Origin of the sequence: Nocardiopsis sp. NPDC049922, assembly GCF_040660275.1 — a bacterium.
Classification (GTDB): Bacteria; Actinomycetota; Actinomycetes; order Streptosporangiales; family Streptosporangiaceae; genus Nocardiopsis.
On record NZ_JBFAME010000004.1, the window covers coordinates 226,756 to 242,845 of the forward strand.

The 16,090-nt window shown below is 73.3% G+C and carries 14 protein-coding genes; 10 read left to right on the forward strand and 4 right to left on the reverse strand.

Annotated elements, in window-relative coordinates; all coding sequences use genetic code 11:
- The first annotated feature begins 6 nt into the window (after nt 1–6).
- From AB0I72_RS09995 to AB0I72_RS10020, 6 genes are all read left to right on the forward strand, one after another.
- Nucleotides 7–483 carry a DUF1772 domain-containing protein gene (locus AB0I72_RS09995; RefSeq protein WP_358565622.1) on the forward strand — a complete coding sequence of 159 codons (477 nt, stop codon included), beginning with the start codon at nt 7–9 and terminating at the stop codon, nt 481–483.
- Nucleotides 480–2,018, forward strand: coding sequence for an MFS transporter (locus AB0I72_RS10000; RefSeq protein WP_358565105.1), 1,539 nt, complete (start codon nt 480–482; stop codon nt 2,016–2,018). The genes AB0I72_RS09995 and AB0I72_RS10000 overlap by 4 nt, the downstream gene beginning before the upstream one ends.
- Entirely contained in the window at nt 2,018–3,106 is a 1,089-nt protein-coding gene (locus tag AB0I72_RS10005; protein ID WP_358565108.1) for an acyltransferase domain-containing protein, read from the forward strand. The genes AB0I72_RS10000 and AB0I72_RS10005 overlap by 1 nt, the downstream gene beginning before the upstream one ends.
- 125 nt (nt 3,107–3,231) lie before the next feature.
- Nucleotides 3,232–4,818, forward strand: coding sequence for a multicopper oxidase family protein (locus AB0I72_RS10010; protein WP_358565110.1), 1,587 nt, complete (start codon nt 3,232–3,234; stop codon nt 4,816–4,818).
- Between the two features lie 64 nt (nt 4,819–4,882).
- A complete protein-coding gene (locus tag AB0I72_RS10015; protein WP_358565113.1) occupies nt 4,883–5,794 on the forward strand; it encodes an NADP-dependent oxidoreductase in 912 nt (303 codons plus the stop codon).
- A 152-nt stretch (nt 5,795–5,946) separates the two neighbouring features.
- A complete protein-coding gene (locus AB0I72_RS10020) occupies nt 5,947–6,144 on the forward strand; it encodes a hypothetical protein (RefSeq protein WP_358565116.1) in 198 nt (65 codons plus the stop codon).
- Nucleotides 6,145–6,393: 249 nt separating this feature from the next.
- Here AB0I72_RS10020 and AB0I72_RS10025 read toward each other — a convergent pair whose 3' ends face one another.
- The gene (locus AB0I72_RS10025; protein WP_358565118.1) at nt 6,394–7,275 is read right to left on the reverse strand and encodes a DUF6410 domain-containing protein; all 882 of its coding nucleotides are present in this window, start codon (nt 7,273–7,275) and stop codon (nt 6,394–6,396) included.
- 261 nt (nt 7,276–7,536) lie between these two features.
- Between AB0I72_RS10025 and AB0I72_RS10030 the strand changes: the two genes are divergently transcribed.
- The 3 genes from AB0I72_RS10030 to AB0I72_RS10040 are packed head-to-tail and all read left to right on the forward strand — an operon-like array spanning nt 7,537 to nt 9,718.
- Entirely contained in the window at nt 7,537–7,746 is a 210-nt protein-coding gene (locus tag AB0I72_RS10030) for a DUF5957 family protein (protein ID WP_358565120.1), read from the forward strand.
- Nucleotides 7,733–8,998, forward strand: a complete 1,266-nt coding sequence (locus AB0I72_RS10035) for a histidine kinase (RefSeq protein ID WP_358565122.1) — start codon at nt 7,733–7,735, stop codon at nt 8,996–8,998. The genes AB0I72_RS10030 and AB0I72_RS10035 overlap by 14 nt, the downstream gene beginning before the upstream one ends.
- A gap of 54 nt (nt 8,999–9,052) precedes the next feature.
- Nucleotides 9,053–9,718: a response regulator transcription factor gene (locus AB0I72_RS10040; RefSeq protein ID WP_358565124.1), complete on the forward strand. Its 666-nt coding sequence runs from the start codon at nt 9,053–9,055 to the stop codon at nt 9,716–9,718.
- 121 nt (nt 9,719–9,839) lie between these two features.
- Here AB0I72_RS10040 and AB0I72_RS10045 read toward each other — a convergent pair whose 3' ends face one another.
- The 3 genes from AB0I72_RS10045 to AB0I72_RS10055 all read right to left on the reverse strand — a co-directional run bounded on the left by AB0I72_RS10045 (nt 9,840) and on the right by AB0I72_RS10055 (nt 13,499).
- The gene (locus tag AB0I72_RS10045; protein ID WP_358565127.1) at nt 9,840–10,832 is read right to left on the reverse strand and encodes a cytochrome d ubiquinol oxidase subunit II; all 993 of its coding nucleotides are present in this window, start codon (nt 10,830–10,832) and stop codon (nt 9,840–9,842) included.
- Between the two features lie 10 nt (nt 10,833–10,842).
- Nucleotides 10,843–12,117: a cytochrome ubiquinol oxidase subunit I gene (locus AB0I72_RS10050; RefSeq protein ID WP_358565130.1), complete on the reverse strand. Its 1,275-nt coding sequence runs from the start codon at nt 12,115–12,117 to the stop codon at nt 10,843–10,845.
- Between the two features lie 185 nt (nt 12,118–12,302).
- Nucleotides 12,303–13,499 (reverse strand): aminotransferase class V-fold PLP-dependent enzyme, encoded by a 1,197-nt coding sequence (locus AB0I72_RS10055; protein WP_358565133.1) that lies wholly within the window; start codon nt 13,497–13,499, stop codon nt 12,303–12,305.
- Nucleotides 13,500–14,005: 506 nt separating this feature from the next.
- Between AB0I72_RS10055 and AB0I72_RS10060 the strand changes: the two genes are divergently transcribed.
- Nucleotides 14,006–15,964: a BTAD domain-containing putative transcriptional regulator gene (locus AB0I72_RS10060; RefSeq protein WP_358565136.1), complete on the forward strand. Its 1,959-nt coding sequence runs from the start codon at nt 14,006–14,008 to the stop codon at nt 15,962–15,964.
- Nucleotides 15,965–16,090: the final 126 nt, after the last annotated feature.

A 16,090-nucleotide genomic window follows, 5' to 3' on the forward strand; every position in this document is an offset into this window, starting at 1 on the left:
TCGCCGATGGTGGTGCAGGTGCTGGGACAGATACTCGGAATCGTCGCGGTCCTGGGAAGCGGGATCGTCGCGGGGGTGTTCTTCGCGGTCGCGGTGAGCGTGCTGCCCGCCGTCGAGGCGATGCCGATGGGCTCCTACATCGAACTGCACAGGCGGCTCGGCAAGGGGTACCACCCGTCGATGCCGTTGGTGGTGTCGGCGGCGGCGGTCTCCTGCCTGGCGCTCGTCCTCCTGGCGCCGACGGTCCCCTCGCGGGTGCTGTTCGGGGCCGGGCTGGCGATGCTGGTCGGGGTCCAGGTCGTGTCGCAGTTCGGGAACGTGCCGATCAACAAGCGGGTCAACGGGGTCGACCCGGACGACCTGCCCCCGGGCTGGGTCGACCCCCGGCCGTCGTGGCGCGGCTGGCACCGGTGGCGCACGGTGTGCGCGCTGGGCGCCCTGGTCGCGACCGCCACCGCCGCGACCCTCCTGCCGACGCCGTGAGCGCGGACACGGGCAAGGACGTGGGCACGGGCGCGGACGCCGCGCCGCCGTCCGGCGGCGCGGCGGCCCCGGCGGGGGACGCGGACGTCCACGGTGGCGCGGGCGCCGCCCCGGGGCGCACCCGGGCCGTCCTGGCCACCGTCCTGACGGCGGCCTTCATGACGCAGGCGGGGGTCACCGCCGTCAACGTGGCCGTGCCCGCGATCCAACGGGAGTTCGCGGTCGGCGGCGCGGTGATGCAGTGGATCCTCGCCGGATACACCCTGCCGTTCGCGCTGCTGCTCATCACCGGCGGCCGACTCGGGGACATCCTCGGCCGTCGGCGGGCCTTCCTGGCCGGGGTGGTCGGGTTCACCCTCGCCTCCCTGCTCGCCGCCCTCGCCACGGGGCCCGCCACGTTGCTGGCGGCGCGGGTCCTCCAGGGCGCGTCCGCGGCCGTGGCGGGACCGCAGGTCCTGGCCGTGCTGCGCTCGGCCGTGCCCCGGGAGCGGCGCGGGGCGGCACTCGGCGCGTACGCCGCCGTGATCGGGCTGGCGACCGTCGGCGGACCCGTCCTGGGCGGCGTGCTCGTCCAGTTCGCGCCGTTCGACCTCGGCTGGCGGGCGGTTCTGGCGGTGAACGTGCCGCTCGGGCTGCTCGTGGCCCTGGGCGGGCTCCGCCTGCCCGAGGCGCGGGCCCGCGGCGGAGCGCGGCTCGACCCGCCGGGGGTGCTGCTGGGCGGGACCGCGCTGCTCCTCCTGCTCTACCCGCTGGTCGGCGGCGCCCAGACGGGGTGGCCGTGGCACACCTGGGTCATGCTGACCGCGTCGGTCCCGGCCGTGGTGCTGTTCGCGGTCGCCGAGCGCCGCCGGGAGCGCGCGGGCGGGCTCCCGCTGGTGCCGACGGCGCTGTTCGGCGACCGGGTGTTCACCGCCGGACTGCTGGTCACGGCGGTCACGGCGGCGCTCGTCGGCGGGTTCTTCCTGGTCTTCGTGGTCTTCCTCCAGAGCGGCGCCGGACTCTCGCCGGGCGCGACCGGTCTGCTCGTGTGCCCGTGGGCGCTCGGGACCGCCGCGGTCTCCGGGCCCGCGATCCGGTGGGCGCGCGGCCACGGGCGTCGCGTGCTCATGGCCGGGGCCGTGGTGATGACCGCCGGGATGGCCGCCCTGGCCGCCGTCGTGCGCACCGGACAGACCGACCCCTCGCCCCTGCTCGTCGCCCCCGTCCTGCTGGTCGTGGGCGTGGGGATGGGGCTGGTGAGCGCACCGATCATGGACGTCGTCCTGACCGTCCTCCCCGAGGCCGACGCGGGCGCCGCCGCCGGGGTGTTCACCACCTTCAAGCAGGTCGGGGCCGCGTTCGGGGTCGCCGCCGTCGGCGCGGTGTTCTTCGCCGTGCTCGGCGGGCCCGACGGACCGCCGACCGCCCACGTCGCCGCGATGACCGCCGTCGTCGCCTGCGAGACCGCGGGCTGCCTGCTCGTGTGGGCCCTGCTCTTCCTGATGCCGTCCCCACCCGCGCGCGTGCCCTCCGGCGCCGACACCCCGAGGAAGTGATGGAGTTGACCCGACCGATCGCGCTGATGTTCCCCGGCCAGGGGTCCCAGCAGGTGCTCATGGCGGCCGGACTGTACGGGCCCAACGCCGCGTTCACCGAGACCATGGACGAGGCCTTCACCCTGTTCGGCCCGGAGGGCGCGGCGATCCGCGCCGACTGGCTGGGCGAGGGCGGGTCCGACGACGGGGCGGCCCGGGAGCGGTTCGACGACGTCACCCGCGCCCAGCCGCTGCTCTACTCGGTCGGCTACGCGCTCGGCCGCGCCGTGCTCGACCTGGGGCTGGAACCGGCCGCGCTCGTGGGGCACAGCGTCGGCGAGCTCGTGGCGGCGACCCTGGCCGGGGTACTGGACTTCGAGGACGGCGTCGCCCTGATCCGCGACCGGATCGACGTGCTCGCCGACAGCGCGCCCGGGGCGATGCTCGCCGTGGCCGCCTCCGTCGACGACCTGGATCCGTACCTGCGCGGCGACGTCGTGGTCGGGGCGGTCAACGCGCCGTGGCAGACGCTGCTGGCCGGTCCCGCCGAGGAGGTCGACGCCGTCCGCGCCGACCTGCGCGCCGACGGGTTCACCTGCCGCCTCGCCCGGTCGCGGCAGGCGTTCCACAGCCCGGCGCTCGACGGGGCCGTCGAGGGAACCGTCAGCGCCTGGAGCCGGGTCGGCCTCCGCGCTCCCCGGACACCCGTCTACTCGGCGGGACTCGGCGGGCTCCTGACCGCCGACCGCGCCCGCGACCCGGAGTTCTGGGCGCGTCAGCTCTCCGGGCCCGTGCTGTTCTGGCCCGCCCTCGACCGGATGTTGGGCGACCACGACGTCCTGCTGCTGGAGGCCGGAGCGGGACAGGGGCTGAGCGCGCTCGCGCGTCGGCACCCGGCCGTGGTCGACGGGCGCAGCGCCGTCGTCCCCCTGCTTCCGGCCCGTCCGCGCGACACCGCCGACGACCTGGCCGTGTTCGACGAGGCGGTCGAGCGCCTGGGCGCCGAGGGGCACGCGCCACGCGTGCGGGCGGCGGCGGGCGGCGGGGGATCTCGTGCTGGGGATGTAGGCGTGGACGCGGGCATACACCTCCCGGCCCATCCGCACTGACGACCGCCGGTCGACGACACCCCGTGACCGCCTTCCTAGCATCCGGAAGGGGCGCTGACGCGGCCGGTGCGGCCGTGCCCCGCCCGCGCCCCGCCGGACGGCCACCGACAAGGCATGGAGTGCCCATGAGTATGTCCCGACGCGACTCCCTGAGGCTGGCGACGTTCTCGGCAGTCGCGGCGCCCCTGGCCGGTGCGGCGGTCTCGTGCGGGAACGGCGCCGGGGGGAACGGCGGCGGCAACGAGAACGAGGGCAGCACCGGTCGGCTCCTGGAGAGCGCCGCCGACCTGCCCGAACCGGGCACCGTCCCGCTGCCGGTCCCGCCCGTGCTGGAGCCGCGGAGCAGCGACGCGGACGCCGACTACTACGTCATCACCCAGCGGTCGGGGGAGGCGGAGATCCTCCCCGGCCTGACCACCGAGGTGTGGGGGTACGACGGGATCTTCCCGGGGCCGACGATCGTGTCGCGGGCCGGGCGCAGGACGGTCGTCGAGCACCGCAACGAGCTGCCCGTGCCCGTGGTCGTCCACCTGCACGGCGGCCACACCCCGCCCGAGCACGACGGCTACCCCACCGACCTGATCTTCCCCCGGAGCGGGTGGGAGAGCCGGTACGAGCTGCCCGGGGACACCACCGAGGGCAGCCGGGTCTACGAGTACCCGATGAACCAGCCCGCGGCCACGCTCTGGTACCACGACCACCGGATGGACTTCACGGGGCCGCAGGTCTACAAGGGGCTGGCCGGGTTCCACCTGGTGCACGACGACGAGGAGGAGGCGCTGCCCCTCCCCACCGGGGACCGCGACGTGCCGCTCATGATCTGCGACCGGGCCTTCGACGAGGACGGGTCGTTCCTCTACCCCGCGCTCTCCTCCGACCTGGTCAGCGAGCCGGGAGTCGCCAACCAGTACATGTCCGGCGTCCTTGGCGACGCGATCCTCGTCAACGGGGCGCCCTGGCCGTACATGGAGGTGGCCGACGTCCGCTACCGGTTCCGCCTCCTCAACGCCTCCAACGCCCGGCGCTACCGCCTCGTGCTCGACCCCGCCCCCGAGGGGGTGGCGCCCTTCGTCCAGGTCGCCAGCGACGCCGGGCTCCTCGGCGCGCCGATCGAGCACGACGCGATCGTCACCGCGCCCGCCGAGCGCTTCGACGTGATCGTCGACTTCTCCGGGTACTCCGTCGGGACCGAGGTCGTGCTGGTCAACGAGTTCGGTGAGGGGCGCACCGCCGAGGTGATGCGGTTCCGCGTGACGTCCGAGGCCCAGGACGACACCGCGATCCCCGACCGCCTGTCCGACTTCGTGCCCCTGACCCGCGAGTCCGCCGACGCCGAACACCGCGCCCGGTTCTCGCGCGAGGCCCCCAACACCCACGGGCCGGGCCCCAACCTGTGGACGATCAACGGGCGGACGTTCTCCCCGGACGCCGTCGACGCCCGGATCCCGCTGGACTCCACGCAGATCTGGCGGCTGACCACCAACGTCCACCACCCGGTCCACCTGCACCTGGTGCGCTTCCAGGTGCTGTCGCGCAACGGCGGCGAGCCCGGCCCGTACGACGCCGGGTGGAAGGACACGATCGACCTCGGCAGCGAGGAGGAGGCCGAGATCATCATGACGTTCGGCGGGTACCGCGGGAAGTTCGTGTACCACTGCCACAACCTCGAACACGAGGACATGATGATGATGGCCAACTTCGAGGTGACCTGAGGTGACCCGCGGCCGGCCACGGGGCCCGGCCGCTCCGCCCCCCGAGACCCGAGAGGGACATCCGATGCGAGCCGTCGCCTTCCACCGACCCGGACCCCCCGACGTCCTGGAGGTCCTCGACCTTCCCGACCCCGATCCCGGCCCCGGGCAGGTGCGCGTCCGCGTGCGCGCGGCCGGGGTGCAGCCCGTGGACACCGCGATCCGCCGGGGTGTGCGCCTCGGGTTCGAGGTGGCGTCGCCCCAGGTGCTGGGCAACGACTTCGCCGGGACGGTGGACGTCCTCGGCGAGGGAGTGAACGCGGTGGCCGTGGGGGACGCCGTCCTCGGCTGGTCGCTGATGGCCTGCTACGCGGAGTTCGTGGTCGTGGGCGTCGACCAGATCGTGCCCCGGCCCGAGGGGATGCCGTGGGAGCACGCCGGGGTGTTCGCGTCGTCCGGGCAGACCGCGCACACGGCGCTGCGGACCCTGCGGGTCGGCGAGGGGGACACCGTCCTGGTGCACGCGGCCGCGGGCGGGGTGGGGACGTTCGCGGTGCAGATGGCGCGCGCGTGGGGGGCGACCGTGCTGGGCACGTGCGGTGCGGCCAACGCCGACCACGTGCGGGCGCTGGGCGCGGTGCCGGTGCGGCACGGCGAGGGCCTCGCCGACCGGGTGCGCGCGGTGGCGCCCGCCGGGGTGGACGCGGCGCTGGACATGGTCGGCGGGCAGACGCTGCGGACCTCGGCCGAGCTGGTGAAGGACCGGGAGCGGGTCGGGACGATCGTGGACTACCCGGGGGCGGCCGAGCTGGGCGTCGTGGGGATCCGGTCGCGGCGGTCGGTCGGGCGGCTGCGGGAGATCGTGGAGCTGTACGAGCGGGGGGCGCTGCGGGTGCACGTGTCCCGGGCGTTCCCGCTGGAGGAGGCGGCCGAGGCGCACCGGGTGTCGGAGCTTCGGCGGACGCGGGGGAAGCTGGCGCTGATCGTCGCTGAATGACGTGGCGAGTCCGGCCGGGGCGCTCAGGGAGTCTTCGCTGTGCGGGGGCGGCACCGGCGAGTGCTGCTTCGGGACGTGCTGGACCATCAGGAGCGCACTCGACGGGAGCGCGATCGGGTCCTTGACCAGATGGCGGACGAGGAGGAGAAGAGATGAGCGCTGAACCCCTGGAACCCAGGGATCCGACGCCGTTCGTGGGGCATGATCTCGCGGGGTACGTACTGGTCCCCGCTGCATTGGTGGAGCACTACGAGGACCTGCTGGACGGCGCTGAGATCGATCGTGTGAAGGACGACATCCGTGCGGGACGTGACGCAATGGTCCGGTTCCGGATGGAGGATTACGAGTGAGCCGGTACACCATCGAGATCTCGGCGTCAGCTCGGAAGGTGTTGCGCAAACTCGACGGTCCCGTGCGTAAGCGTGTCCTCACAGCGATCTCCGATCTCGCCGAGGGTGACGAGTGAGGCACTTGACTTCCTCCCGGTCCTGAGGATCCCGGGGTTCCGACCGAGCACGGCGGCGGTGCCCCGGCCGACCTGGCGAGGACCCTGCTCGACGCCCTCTGACCGGGGCCGCCCCGCTCGATCGGGGCGGCCCTCACACGTGCGCGGACCGGGACCGGCGCACCAGCGCCCGGACGCCGGTGAACACGGCGACGCCCAGCCCGCCCGCGATCACGGCGATCCACAGCACCTCCGGCACCATGTCCACCGCGAACGCCGGCGTCAGCAGCACGAGAACCAGCGCCGCCACGCCCTGCCCCCGGTCCCGCCGGACCCGAGCGTCCCACGCGACCAGTGCGGCGGCCGGCAGCAGCACCACCGCGACCGGTCCGGGCAGGCGCAGCGCCGGGCCGATGCCGTTCTCCTGGAGGAACGGCATGAACGCGATGTAGTCGATCAGCCAGAACGCGCAGAACACGAACGCCGTCACCAGCGCCGCCCCGATCCACGGCAGCCGCGCCGCGCCGGAGTGCGCCGCCAGCCCCTCGCGCATCGACCGCTCGGCCAGGTCCACCCCGTTGAACGGCGAGTAGATCGGGTACCGCCGCCGCCACACCAGCGACGGCACCGCCGTCACCTCCAGGCCCGCGTACCCGCTGAACGTGTTGACCAGGAGCGACCCGGCCGTGTACAGCGCCAACGCGTCGTGCAGCGGCCCGGTGCCGAGCCCGAACGGGTAGATGAGGATCGGCGCCTGGAACAGTCCCGCCGGGATCCACGGACTCACCCGCCCCAGCATCCTCTCGCGCAACAGTCCGAACACCGCGATGTACGCCCCGGCGATGAGCACCAGATACACCGCCATCATGCCGAGGTAGGCCGCGGCGCCCTCGTCCCACGGCAGCCGGAAGTACAGCAGGATCAGCCCGCACACACCGGAGACGAACCGGAACGCCCGGCCGAACGGGCCCATGTCCCGTCCGGTCACCGGCGTCGCGGCGGGCGAGGCGTCGGTGGGCGGGTTGGTGTTGACCACGACGGGCCCCTTTCCCTTCGGCGCGCGAGGTCCGTTCGACGCGCGAGCGGGCACGAGTGTCGCAACCCCGGCTGGTGCGCCGGTCGACGATCCCTCGTGCCCCGCGCCCACCCCGGCACGCCCCGGCCGGGCGTATCCCCGTCGGCACGTGTACGTCTCAGGGCGGAGGGGAAGTGTCAGCCACAGACGGACGGCCGTCCGGTGCCTCGACGGGTAGTGTCCCGGCACACCCGTGTGAGAACCGATCCCTGGAGGAGCAGCGTGCTCAAGCTCATCGGGGCGGCGGCGCTCGGACTGATCGGCGGGGGTCTCGTGGGCTTCGTACTCTCGAACGTGCTCGGCATCGGCCTGCTCGTGGCCGGCGGCGGCGCGCTGCCCGCCTGGGCGCCGCTGCTCAGATATCTCATCGCCGTCTGCGCCGCCCTCGGCCTGGTGGCCGCGCCCATGTTCGTCGCCCGTGGCGGTCGGTAGCGTGGGCGCGGAACCCGGGAGGGCCCGGAGGATGTGGCGGGCGCTGGTCGGCGCGGACCTGCGGGTCGAGTGCGACCGGGGCGACACGGCCACCGATGTCGCCATCGCCGTGGTCACGGCGGCCGCCCTCCTCATCGCGGACGTGCTCGTCGAGTTCGACCGCGGCGGCCTGCCCGCGCCGCAGAGCATGGCGCTGCTGCTCGTCGGCGCCGCCTCCCTGGCGATTCTCGGCCGCTGGCCGTTCGTCACCGCCGTCGTCGTCGGGCTGAGTCTGCCCCTGTACTACGTCACCGGTCCCACCGACGCCTGGACCGCCTGGCTGCTGTTCTTCGTCGCGGTCATCCGCCTGGCCGCGCGGGGACTGCGGGCCGCGCCCGCCGTCACGATCCTCGTGGCGCTCGGCGTGTTCATGGTCGGCGAGTCGATCGCGTTCGAACCCTGGCGCGCCCTGACCATCCTCGCCTGGATGATCGTCGTCATCGCCGCCGCCGAGATCTGCCGTCACCGCGCCGCCTACCTGCGCCAGGTCGAGGAGCGCATGCTGGAGGCCGAGCGCACCCGGGAGGAGGAGGCGCGGCGCCGCGCGACCGAGGAGCGCCTGCACATCGCCCGCGAACTGCACGACGTCATCGCGCACAACATCTCCCTGATCAACGTGCAGGCCGCCTCCGCCGTGCACCGCCGGGACCCCGACGAGGCGTACGCGGCCCTGGCGGCGATCAAGACCGCCAGCAAGGACACCCTGCGGGAACTGCGGGCGACGCTGGGCGTGCTGCGTCAGGTCGACGAGGCCGAGAGCGGGTGTGCGGAGGGCGGTGCGCCCGTCGCGCCCACGCGCGGGGTCGACCAGCTGCCGGAGCTGGTCCGCCGCACCCGGGAGGCCGGGGTGGACGTCCGGCTCGTCGTGGACGGCGTCGAGGACGCGGACCGGGCCGACGGCGCGACCGTGGCGGCGGCGGTCGGGCTGCCCGCCCCGGTCGGCCTGGCCACCTACCGGATCGCGCAGGAGGCGCTCACCAACATCCGTCGGCACTCGGGCGCCCGCCGGGCGGACGTGGCGATCGAGCGCGCCCCGGGCGAGGTCGCGGTGCGGATCGTCGACGACGGCCGCGCGGCCACCGCCGACACCCGGCCCGAGGGCAACGGGCTCCGGGGGATGCGCGAGCGCGTGTCCGCCCTGGGCGGTCGCTTCGAGGCGGGGCCGCTGCCGACGGGAGGTTTCCTGGTGCGTGCCGTCTTCCCGCTGCGTTAGCGCGCGCCCGTCTGATAGAACATTGCCGCCGACGGGCGACAGAAGGGGATCCTTGTGGTCAACGTGGTGATCGCCGACGACCAGACCCTGGTGCGGGCGGGCTTCCGCTCGATCCTGGACGGCGAGGAGGACATCTCCGTCGTCGCCGAGGCGGCCGACGGCGAGGAGGCCGTGGGGCTCGCCGTCAGCGAGCGGCCCGACGTGGTGCTCATGGACATCCGGATGCCGGGGGTCGACGGGCTGGAGGCCACCCGGCGCATCGCCGCCGACCCCAGGCTCGCCGACGTCCGCGTCGTCATCCTCACCACGTTCGACCTGGACGAGTACGTCTACTCCGCGCTCCGCGCCGGGGCCAGCGGCTTCCTGGTCAAGGACACCGAGCCGATGGAGCTCATCCACGCCGTCCGGGTGGCCGCCCGCGGCGACTCCCTGCTCGCCCCGGCGGTGACCCGGCGGCTGATCGCCGAGTTCGTCGACCGGATCAAGGAGCCGCCCCCAGCTCCGCGGCTGAACAGCCTGACCGAGCGCGAACGCGAGGTCCTGGCGGGCGTGGCGGCCGGGCTCAGCAACGAGGAGCTCGCCGAACGGCTGGTCGTCTCCATCGCCACCGCGAAGACGCACGTCAGTCGGGTCCTGACCAAGCTCGGCGCCCGCGACCGCGCCCAGTTGGTCGTCATCGCCTACGAGTCGGGGGCCGTCCGCCCCGGCTGGCTCTCCTGACCGTCCCCCGGACCCGCGAAGCGGAGGCCCGAGAGAGCACGGGCGGGTGGGACCGGCCCGGCCCCACCCGCCCCACCCGTGCCCGGTGACCCCACTGGGATGGGAGGGGAGGGACGCGCGGTCACCGAGCGACGGGAGCAGGGGGTACGGACGCCGTGAAGAACCCGTGTTCCTCCGTCGGGCGCCGCAGCATCCGGTAGAGCGCCACCTGGCCGATGACCATGAGCGGCAGCACCGGCAGGATCGACACACCGGTGAGCACGAGCGTCCCGGTCGGTGCGACACCGAACGGCAGCGACAGCGCGGCGCCGGCCACCACCGGCACCGCCCCGATCGCCACCGCCGAGGTGTGTCGCGACAGGTGCGGTCCGGACAGCCCGGCGGTCGCCGCCAGCGCCACCACCGGGACGGCGGCCACCCCGGCCAGCGCCAGCGGCCGGTCCACCTCCAGCCCGCCGAACGGCAGCACGGCCAGGACGATCGCGATCACCGCCGCGACCAGTCCGATCCGGGCCAGCTGACGTGTGAGCCGGGCCGCCTCGTCCGCGCTCGGCGCGGCGTCGGCCTCGCGTGGCGCCGCGGTGGTGTCGGCGTGCGCGGGCACCATGCGCTCGGCGCCGAAGGCAGCCCCGCGCAGCAGGAACAGCACGGCCACGACCAGCGCGCACGCGAGCGAGAACGGGCTGAGCGGCTGGCCGCCGGAGAGCAGGCCGCCCAGCGCCAGCCCCCACGTCACCGCCAGGACCCAGCTGCCGCCGGTCACCGCCGCGTCGCACACCGACCGCCACCCGGGCGCGTCCACCCGCGCCCGCAGCCACAGCCCCGCGTCGCGGAACAGCCACCCGGCCAGCAGCGCGGTGAACACCGCCCACATCCCACCGCCGAACAGCACGTCCTTCAGCGCCGGGAACAGCCCGGCGATCACACCGACCGTGCCGACCAGCCACACCTCGGTGCCGAGGAAGTAGGGCGCGAGCGCCGACACCAACCGGCGCCGCTCCGTGGGAGTCCGGGCCAGGTAGGGCGTGAGCATGCCCAGCCCGACGTCGCATCCGGCGAGCACGAAGTAGCCCACGACCAGGCCGGTCAGGAAGAGTACGGGGACGGTTTCCATGCTGGCTCCCTTACAGGGTCGGAGTGGTCAGGCGGTCCCGGTCCTCGTCGGCCGCACCCTCCGGGGCGGCGGCCAGGGGGCCGGCCTCGGGGCCCCGGCGGGCGAACCGGACCAGCAACCACGCGGTGACCGTGCCGAGCACGGCGAAGGCCAGGGTGAACAGGGTGAACGAGGTCGCGGCCATCAGGGGCGACATGTCGGTGACCGCGTCGGCGGTGGTCAGGTGGTGGCGCACGGTCCAGGGCTGGCGTTCGGTCTCGCGGAAGACCCACCCGCCGACGCTCGCCGCGTAGGGGAGGACGGGCGTGACGGCGAGCATCCGCAGGTGCCAGCGCCACCGGTCGAGCCGCCGGGACAGCCACACCGTCGCCGACACCAGGCACAGCAGGAACAGCAGCGCCCAGGACGTCATCATGAGCATGTCGCCGGACACGCTGAGGATGAGTGAGGTGCTCACGTCGGAGCCCTCCTCGAACCCCCGGAAACCCCGCTCGATCCGCGCGATCTCCTCGGCGGTGTAGGTCATCCCGCTGGTCGGCGGCTCCTGGCCGTACATCGTGAGCTGCGAGAAGCCGGTGGCGATGGTCGGGATCAGCCCGACCATCACGAGCGCCAGCCCGTGTCGCAGGCTCCGGCGGAACATCCCCTCGGCGTCGCGCCCCCGTCGGACGTGGAAGGCGCTGGTCGCCGCGATCACCGCGCCGCCCACCAGCAGGGCCGAGGCCGCCACGTGGGCGAAGGCCATCAGGCCCGACGGGTTGACCAGCAGGGCCACGGGGTCGTCGAGGACCGCCGTCCCGTCCTGGACCGAGAAGCCCGAGGGCCACTTGAGGAAGCCGTTGGCGACCAGCACCCAGTACGCCGAGGCGTAGGCGGTGAGGGTGACGACGAGGAAGCACGCCCAGTGCGCCCAGCGCGACATCCGGTCCCAACCGAAGATCCACAGGCCCAGGAAGGTCGACTCGACGAAGAACGCCGCCATGGTCTCGATGGCCAGCGGCGCGCCGAACGTGTACCCGAACATCGTGGTCAGGCCCTGCCAGTTGAGCGCGAGCTGCAGCTCCATGACCAGCCCGGACAGGATGCCCATCGCGTAGTTGACCACGTACAGCCCGCCCCAGAACCGCACCGCGCGCAGCCGGGCCCCGTCGCGGCGCCGCACGGCGCCGAGCTGGGTGAACAGGATGTAGGGGGCGAGTCCGAGGGTGAGGGCGACGAACATGTAGTGCGTCGCCGCGGTGAGCGCGAACTGGAGTCGCGCCAGGAGCAGGGGATCGTCGAGCATCGTGGATGGCCTTTCGGGGCGCGTTCGTCACGTCATGCTCGCCCGCCCCGGGCCGCCGGGGCATCGCTCCTGAGGCTGCAATCGGCCTACAGCTCCGGACGGGGGAGGGTGCGGCGCGCCTACGTCCTCGGATGTAGGCGGCCTCATCCCGGGGGCGCGCCCGAACGTAGGGCGCGGCACCGGGCTCACCGGACGTCCCCCCGCCCGCCCCGCAGGATCCCCGCCAGGGTCTCCACCGCCCGGTCGATGTCGTCGTGCGAGACGAAGTAGTGCGGCGACGCCCGTACGACCGCCTCCAGCCCGCGTCGCTCCATGTCGAACCGGGTGGACGCGCGCGGGCTCACCGTGACGGCCACCCCCGCGTCCCACAGCGCCGTCGCCACCCGCCGCGGCTCCGCCCCGGCGCAGGTGAACGTGACGATCCCGTTGTGCTCGGCGCCGATGTCGGTCACCTCCACGCCCCCGATCCCGCCCAGCCCCCGGCGCAGCCGTCCCGCGCGGTCGGCGACGGCGGCGGCGATCGCCGCCACCCCCAGGTCCAGGGCGTAGCGGGCGGCGGCGATCAGACCCAGGCGCTCGGCCACGCCGTACTCCCACAGCTGGTGGACGCGGGCGTCGTCACGCAGCCGGTAGGTGGTGGCGCTGTCCCACTCCGCGCCGGAGTGGTCGACGAGCAGCGGTCGTAGGCGTTCGGCGGCGGAGCGGCGGACGGCGAGGAAACCGGTGCCGCGCGGGCCGCGCAGCCACTTGCGTCCCGTCCCGGAGAGCATGTCGACCCCGAGGTCGTCCATCCGCACGGGCAGCTGGCCCACGGACTGGCAGGCGTCCAGCAGCACCAGCGCGTCCACCTCGTGCGCGGCCTTGACCGCTTCGCGTACGGGGTTGGTCAGTCCGGAGTTGGTGGGGACGTGGACGAGGGAGAGCAGTCTCACGCGCTCGTCGAGCATTCCGCGCAGCGCCTCGACCGACATCGCGCCCGAGGAGTCGGAGGGGACGACCTCCACGCTCGCCCCGGCGCGCTCGGCCAGGCGTAGGAGCGCGACGGCGTTCGCCCCGTACTCGGCCTCGGTGACCAGGACGCGGTCCCCGGCGCCCAGCGGCACCGACCCGGCCAGGGTCAGCCACGACCGGGTGGCGCTGTCGGTGAAGGCCACCTCGTCGGGCGCGCAGCCGAGGAGGTCGGCGAACACGGCGTGGCCCGCCTCGACGTCCTCCGCCCGTTCGGCGTAGGCGCGGTACCCGCCGATCTCCGCCTCGCGCCGCAGGTGGGCGACCACCTCGTCGAGCACGGGCGCGGGCGGCAGGGAGGAGCCCGCGCTGTCGAGGAAGATCCGTCCCCGGCAGCCGGGCGTGTCGGCGCGGGCGGCCTCGATGTCGATCATGCGTGTCCCTTCCGTGGGTGTCGGCCTCGGTGTCCGGACCGGGGCGCCGCGACCGACGCGAGGATTGTCCACCGGTCCGGTGGTGTCCCGCTGACCGGACGCTGTAGTCGGTTCGATGCGGTGTGTCCGGGCGTCCGTCGAGTTCAGGGCGGTGGTGGCCGGTCGACGGTCGTCGGACGGACGGCCTGGGGGAGGCGGGTTCTATGGGCGGACTAGCGGTTTTCCAGCGGTCGGATCGATACTGCCGAAGGTCTCATACCGTCCGGGAAGCCACCTGGTGGAGCAACGTTTGATGGCCGACCGGTGAAGCGGTCGAGGGTGGCGGGAGAAAAGTGCGCCAGCCGGGGTTGCGGGGGGTTGCATGTTGGTTACAACCTGGATTCTATCGGGGGGTGAAACTTTGTGCCGACCCCCCACAAGGGTGGTTGACCCGCAAAAAAACTTCCCAGGAAGAGGATTGATCGTTCGCTGACCGTGCATGATCACGACCATTGTGGAAAGTTGGCGTGTCTCGATTGACCAGGTACAGAGAACCAACCGGACTGGAAAGCTGCACGAACGAGCCCGGGCGGATCCCCGGGGGAGTCCAGTGCCTGGAGCGTCCCGCGTGCGTCGATTTCCGCCTACTGGGGCCACTCGAGGTCCGCATCGGCGCCTCTGACGTCACACCGAGCGCTCCCAAGCTCCGCCAGGTGTTGGCGCTGCTGCTGCTGAGAAGCAACGCGCTGGTCCAGACGGCGGAATTGATCGACGAACTCTGGCGGGGGTCGCCCCCTCCGAGTGCGGTGCCCACGCTGCAAACCTACGTGTACAAGCTGCGCAAGATCCTGCGCTCGGCCGGCGAGGGCGTCGATATCCAGACGCGCCCCTCCGGTTACATGGTTTCCTCTCCCGAAGCCGAGGTGGATATAGCACAGTTCGAAGAATGCGTCAATGATGGAAAGGCGCTTTTCAACGCGGGCGATCTCGAAGAGTCCGTCGACCGCCTGACCCACGGCTTGTCGGTGTGGCGCGGACCCGCGTTGGCCGACGTCGAAAAGGGGGATCTCCTCGCGTCGCAGGTCGCGCGTCTGGAGGAACTCCGGCTGCGGGCGCTCGAACTGCGGATCGAGGTCGAGCTCCGGCTCGGCCGCCACGAGGGGCTCATCGGCGAACTGCGCTCGCTGACCTCGGCGCATCCGCTCCACGAGGGGCTGCACGCCAAGCTCATGGTCGCCCTCAACAAGGCGGGGCGGCGCTACGAGGCACTCGACGTCTACCGTGCCCTGCGCGAGACGCTCGTCCTCGAACTCGGGCTGGAGCCCTCCTTGGAGGTACGGGCCATACAGCAGGACCTGCTGTCCGCCGACCCCGGACCCGAGGACCACCCCCCGCGCGCTCCGCGCCAGCGGTACCACTCCCTCGCCCACACCCCGGCGCAGATCCCGCCGGACGTCCCGCACTTCCGCGGATACCGGCGCGAGATGCGGATGCTGGAGGAGCAGTTCTCCGGTGAGGGCGGGGAGGCGGGTGTACGGGTCGCGTCGGTCACGGGGATGCCCGGCGTGGGCAAGACCGCCCTGGCCATCCGGGCCGCGCACCGGCTGCGGTGGCGGTTCGAGGACGGGCAGTTGTTCGCCAAGCTCGGCGGCGACCAGGTGTGCCCCGTGGACCCCCTGCACATACTGGAGGGCTTCCTCGGCGCGCTCGGCGTCCCGGCCGAGACCGTTCCCGACGACCTGGAGGAGGCGGGCAAGCTCTTCCGTACCTGCACCGCCGACAGCAGGATCCTCGTCGTGTTGGACAACGCGGCCTCGGCCGAACAGGTCGAACACCTCTTCCCCGGCAGTGCCGAGTGCGGGGTGATCGTCACCAGCCGACCGCACATCCTCCACGAGGCCGAGGCCATCTCTCTGAGCGGGCTGGACGGGGAGGACGCCATCGACGCCCTCAGGAGCATCGTGCGCGCCCAGCGCGTCGACCGGGAACCCCGCGAGGCGGCCGCGATCGTGCGGGCGTGCGGGGGGCTGCCCCTGGCGGTGCGGGTGGTCGGCGCCCGCCTGGCGGCCGTGCCGGGGCTCCCGCTGGCCAGCATCGCGCGCGAGCTCGAGGACGCCGACCGCCGCCTGGACTACCTCCGTTTCCAGGGGTTGGACCTGCGGTCGCGGTACGACAGCAGCTACGTGCAGCTGCACGTTCGCGAGGCGAGCCTGTTCCGGCTGCTGAGCATCCTCCAGGACAACGTGTTCACCGCCGCGCAGGTCGCCTGTTTCCTCAGCACCCCGGTCGAGGAGGTGGAACCGCTGCTCGCCGCACTCGTCGAGAAGCGCTTCCTCCAGGTCTGGATGCAGGGCGGCCAGCGGGACGTGCAGTTCTACTTCCACGAGCTCATCAAGCTCTACGCCCGGGAGCGGCTCAAGAGCGACAGCGACGGAGCCGATCCCCGCCTCCAGCCGGCGGCCCGACCGTTCGCGCTGGACCGCTGAGCGGCCCGACCCACCTTTCCCCACCTCCCCACCTCCCCACCTCCCCACATCGCCGCGTCCCGGCGTTCCCACGACCCCGACGGCCCCTGACGTCGGCCCGGGGTCTCCCTTCCGCCCCCCACTGAC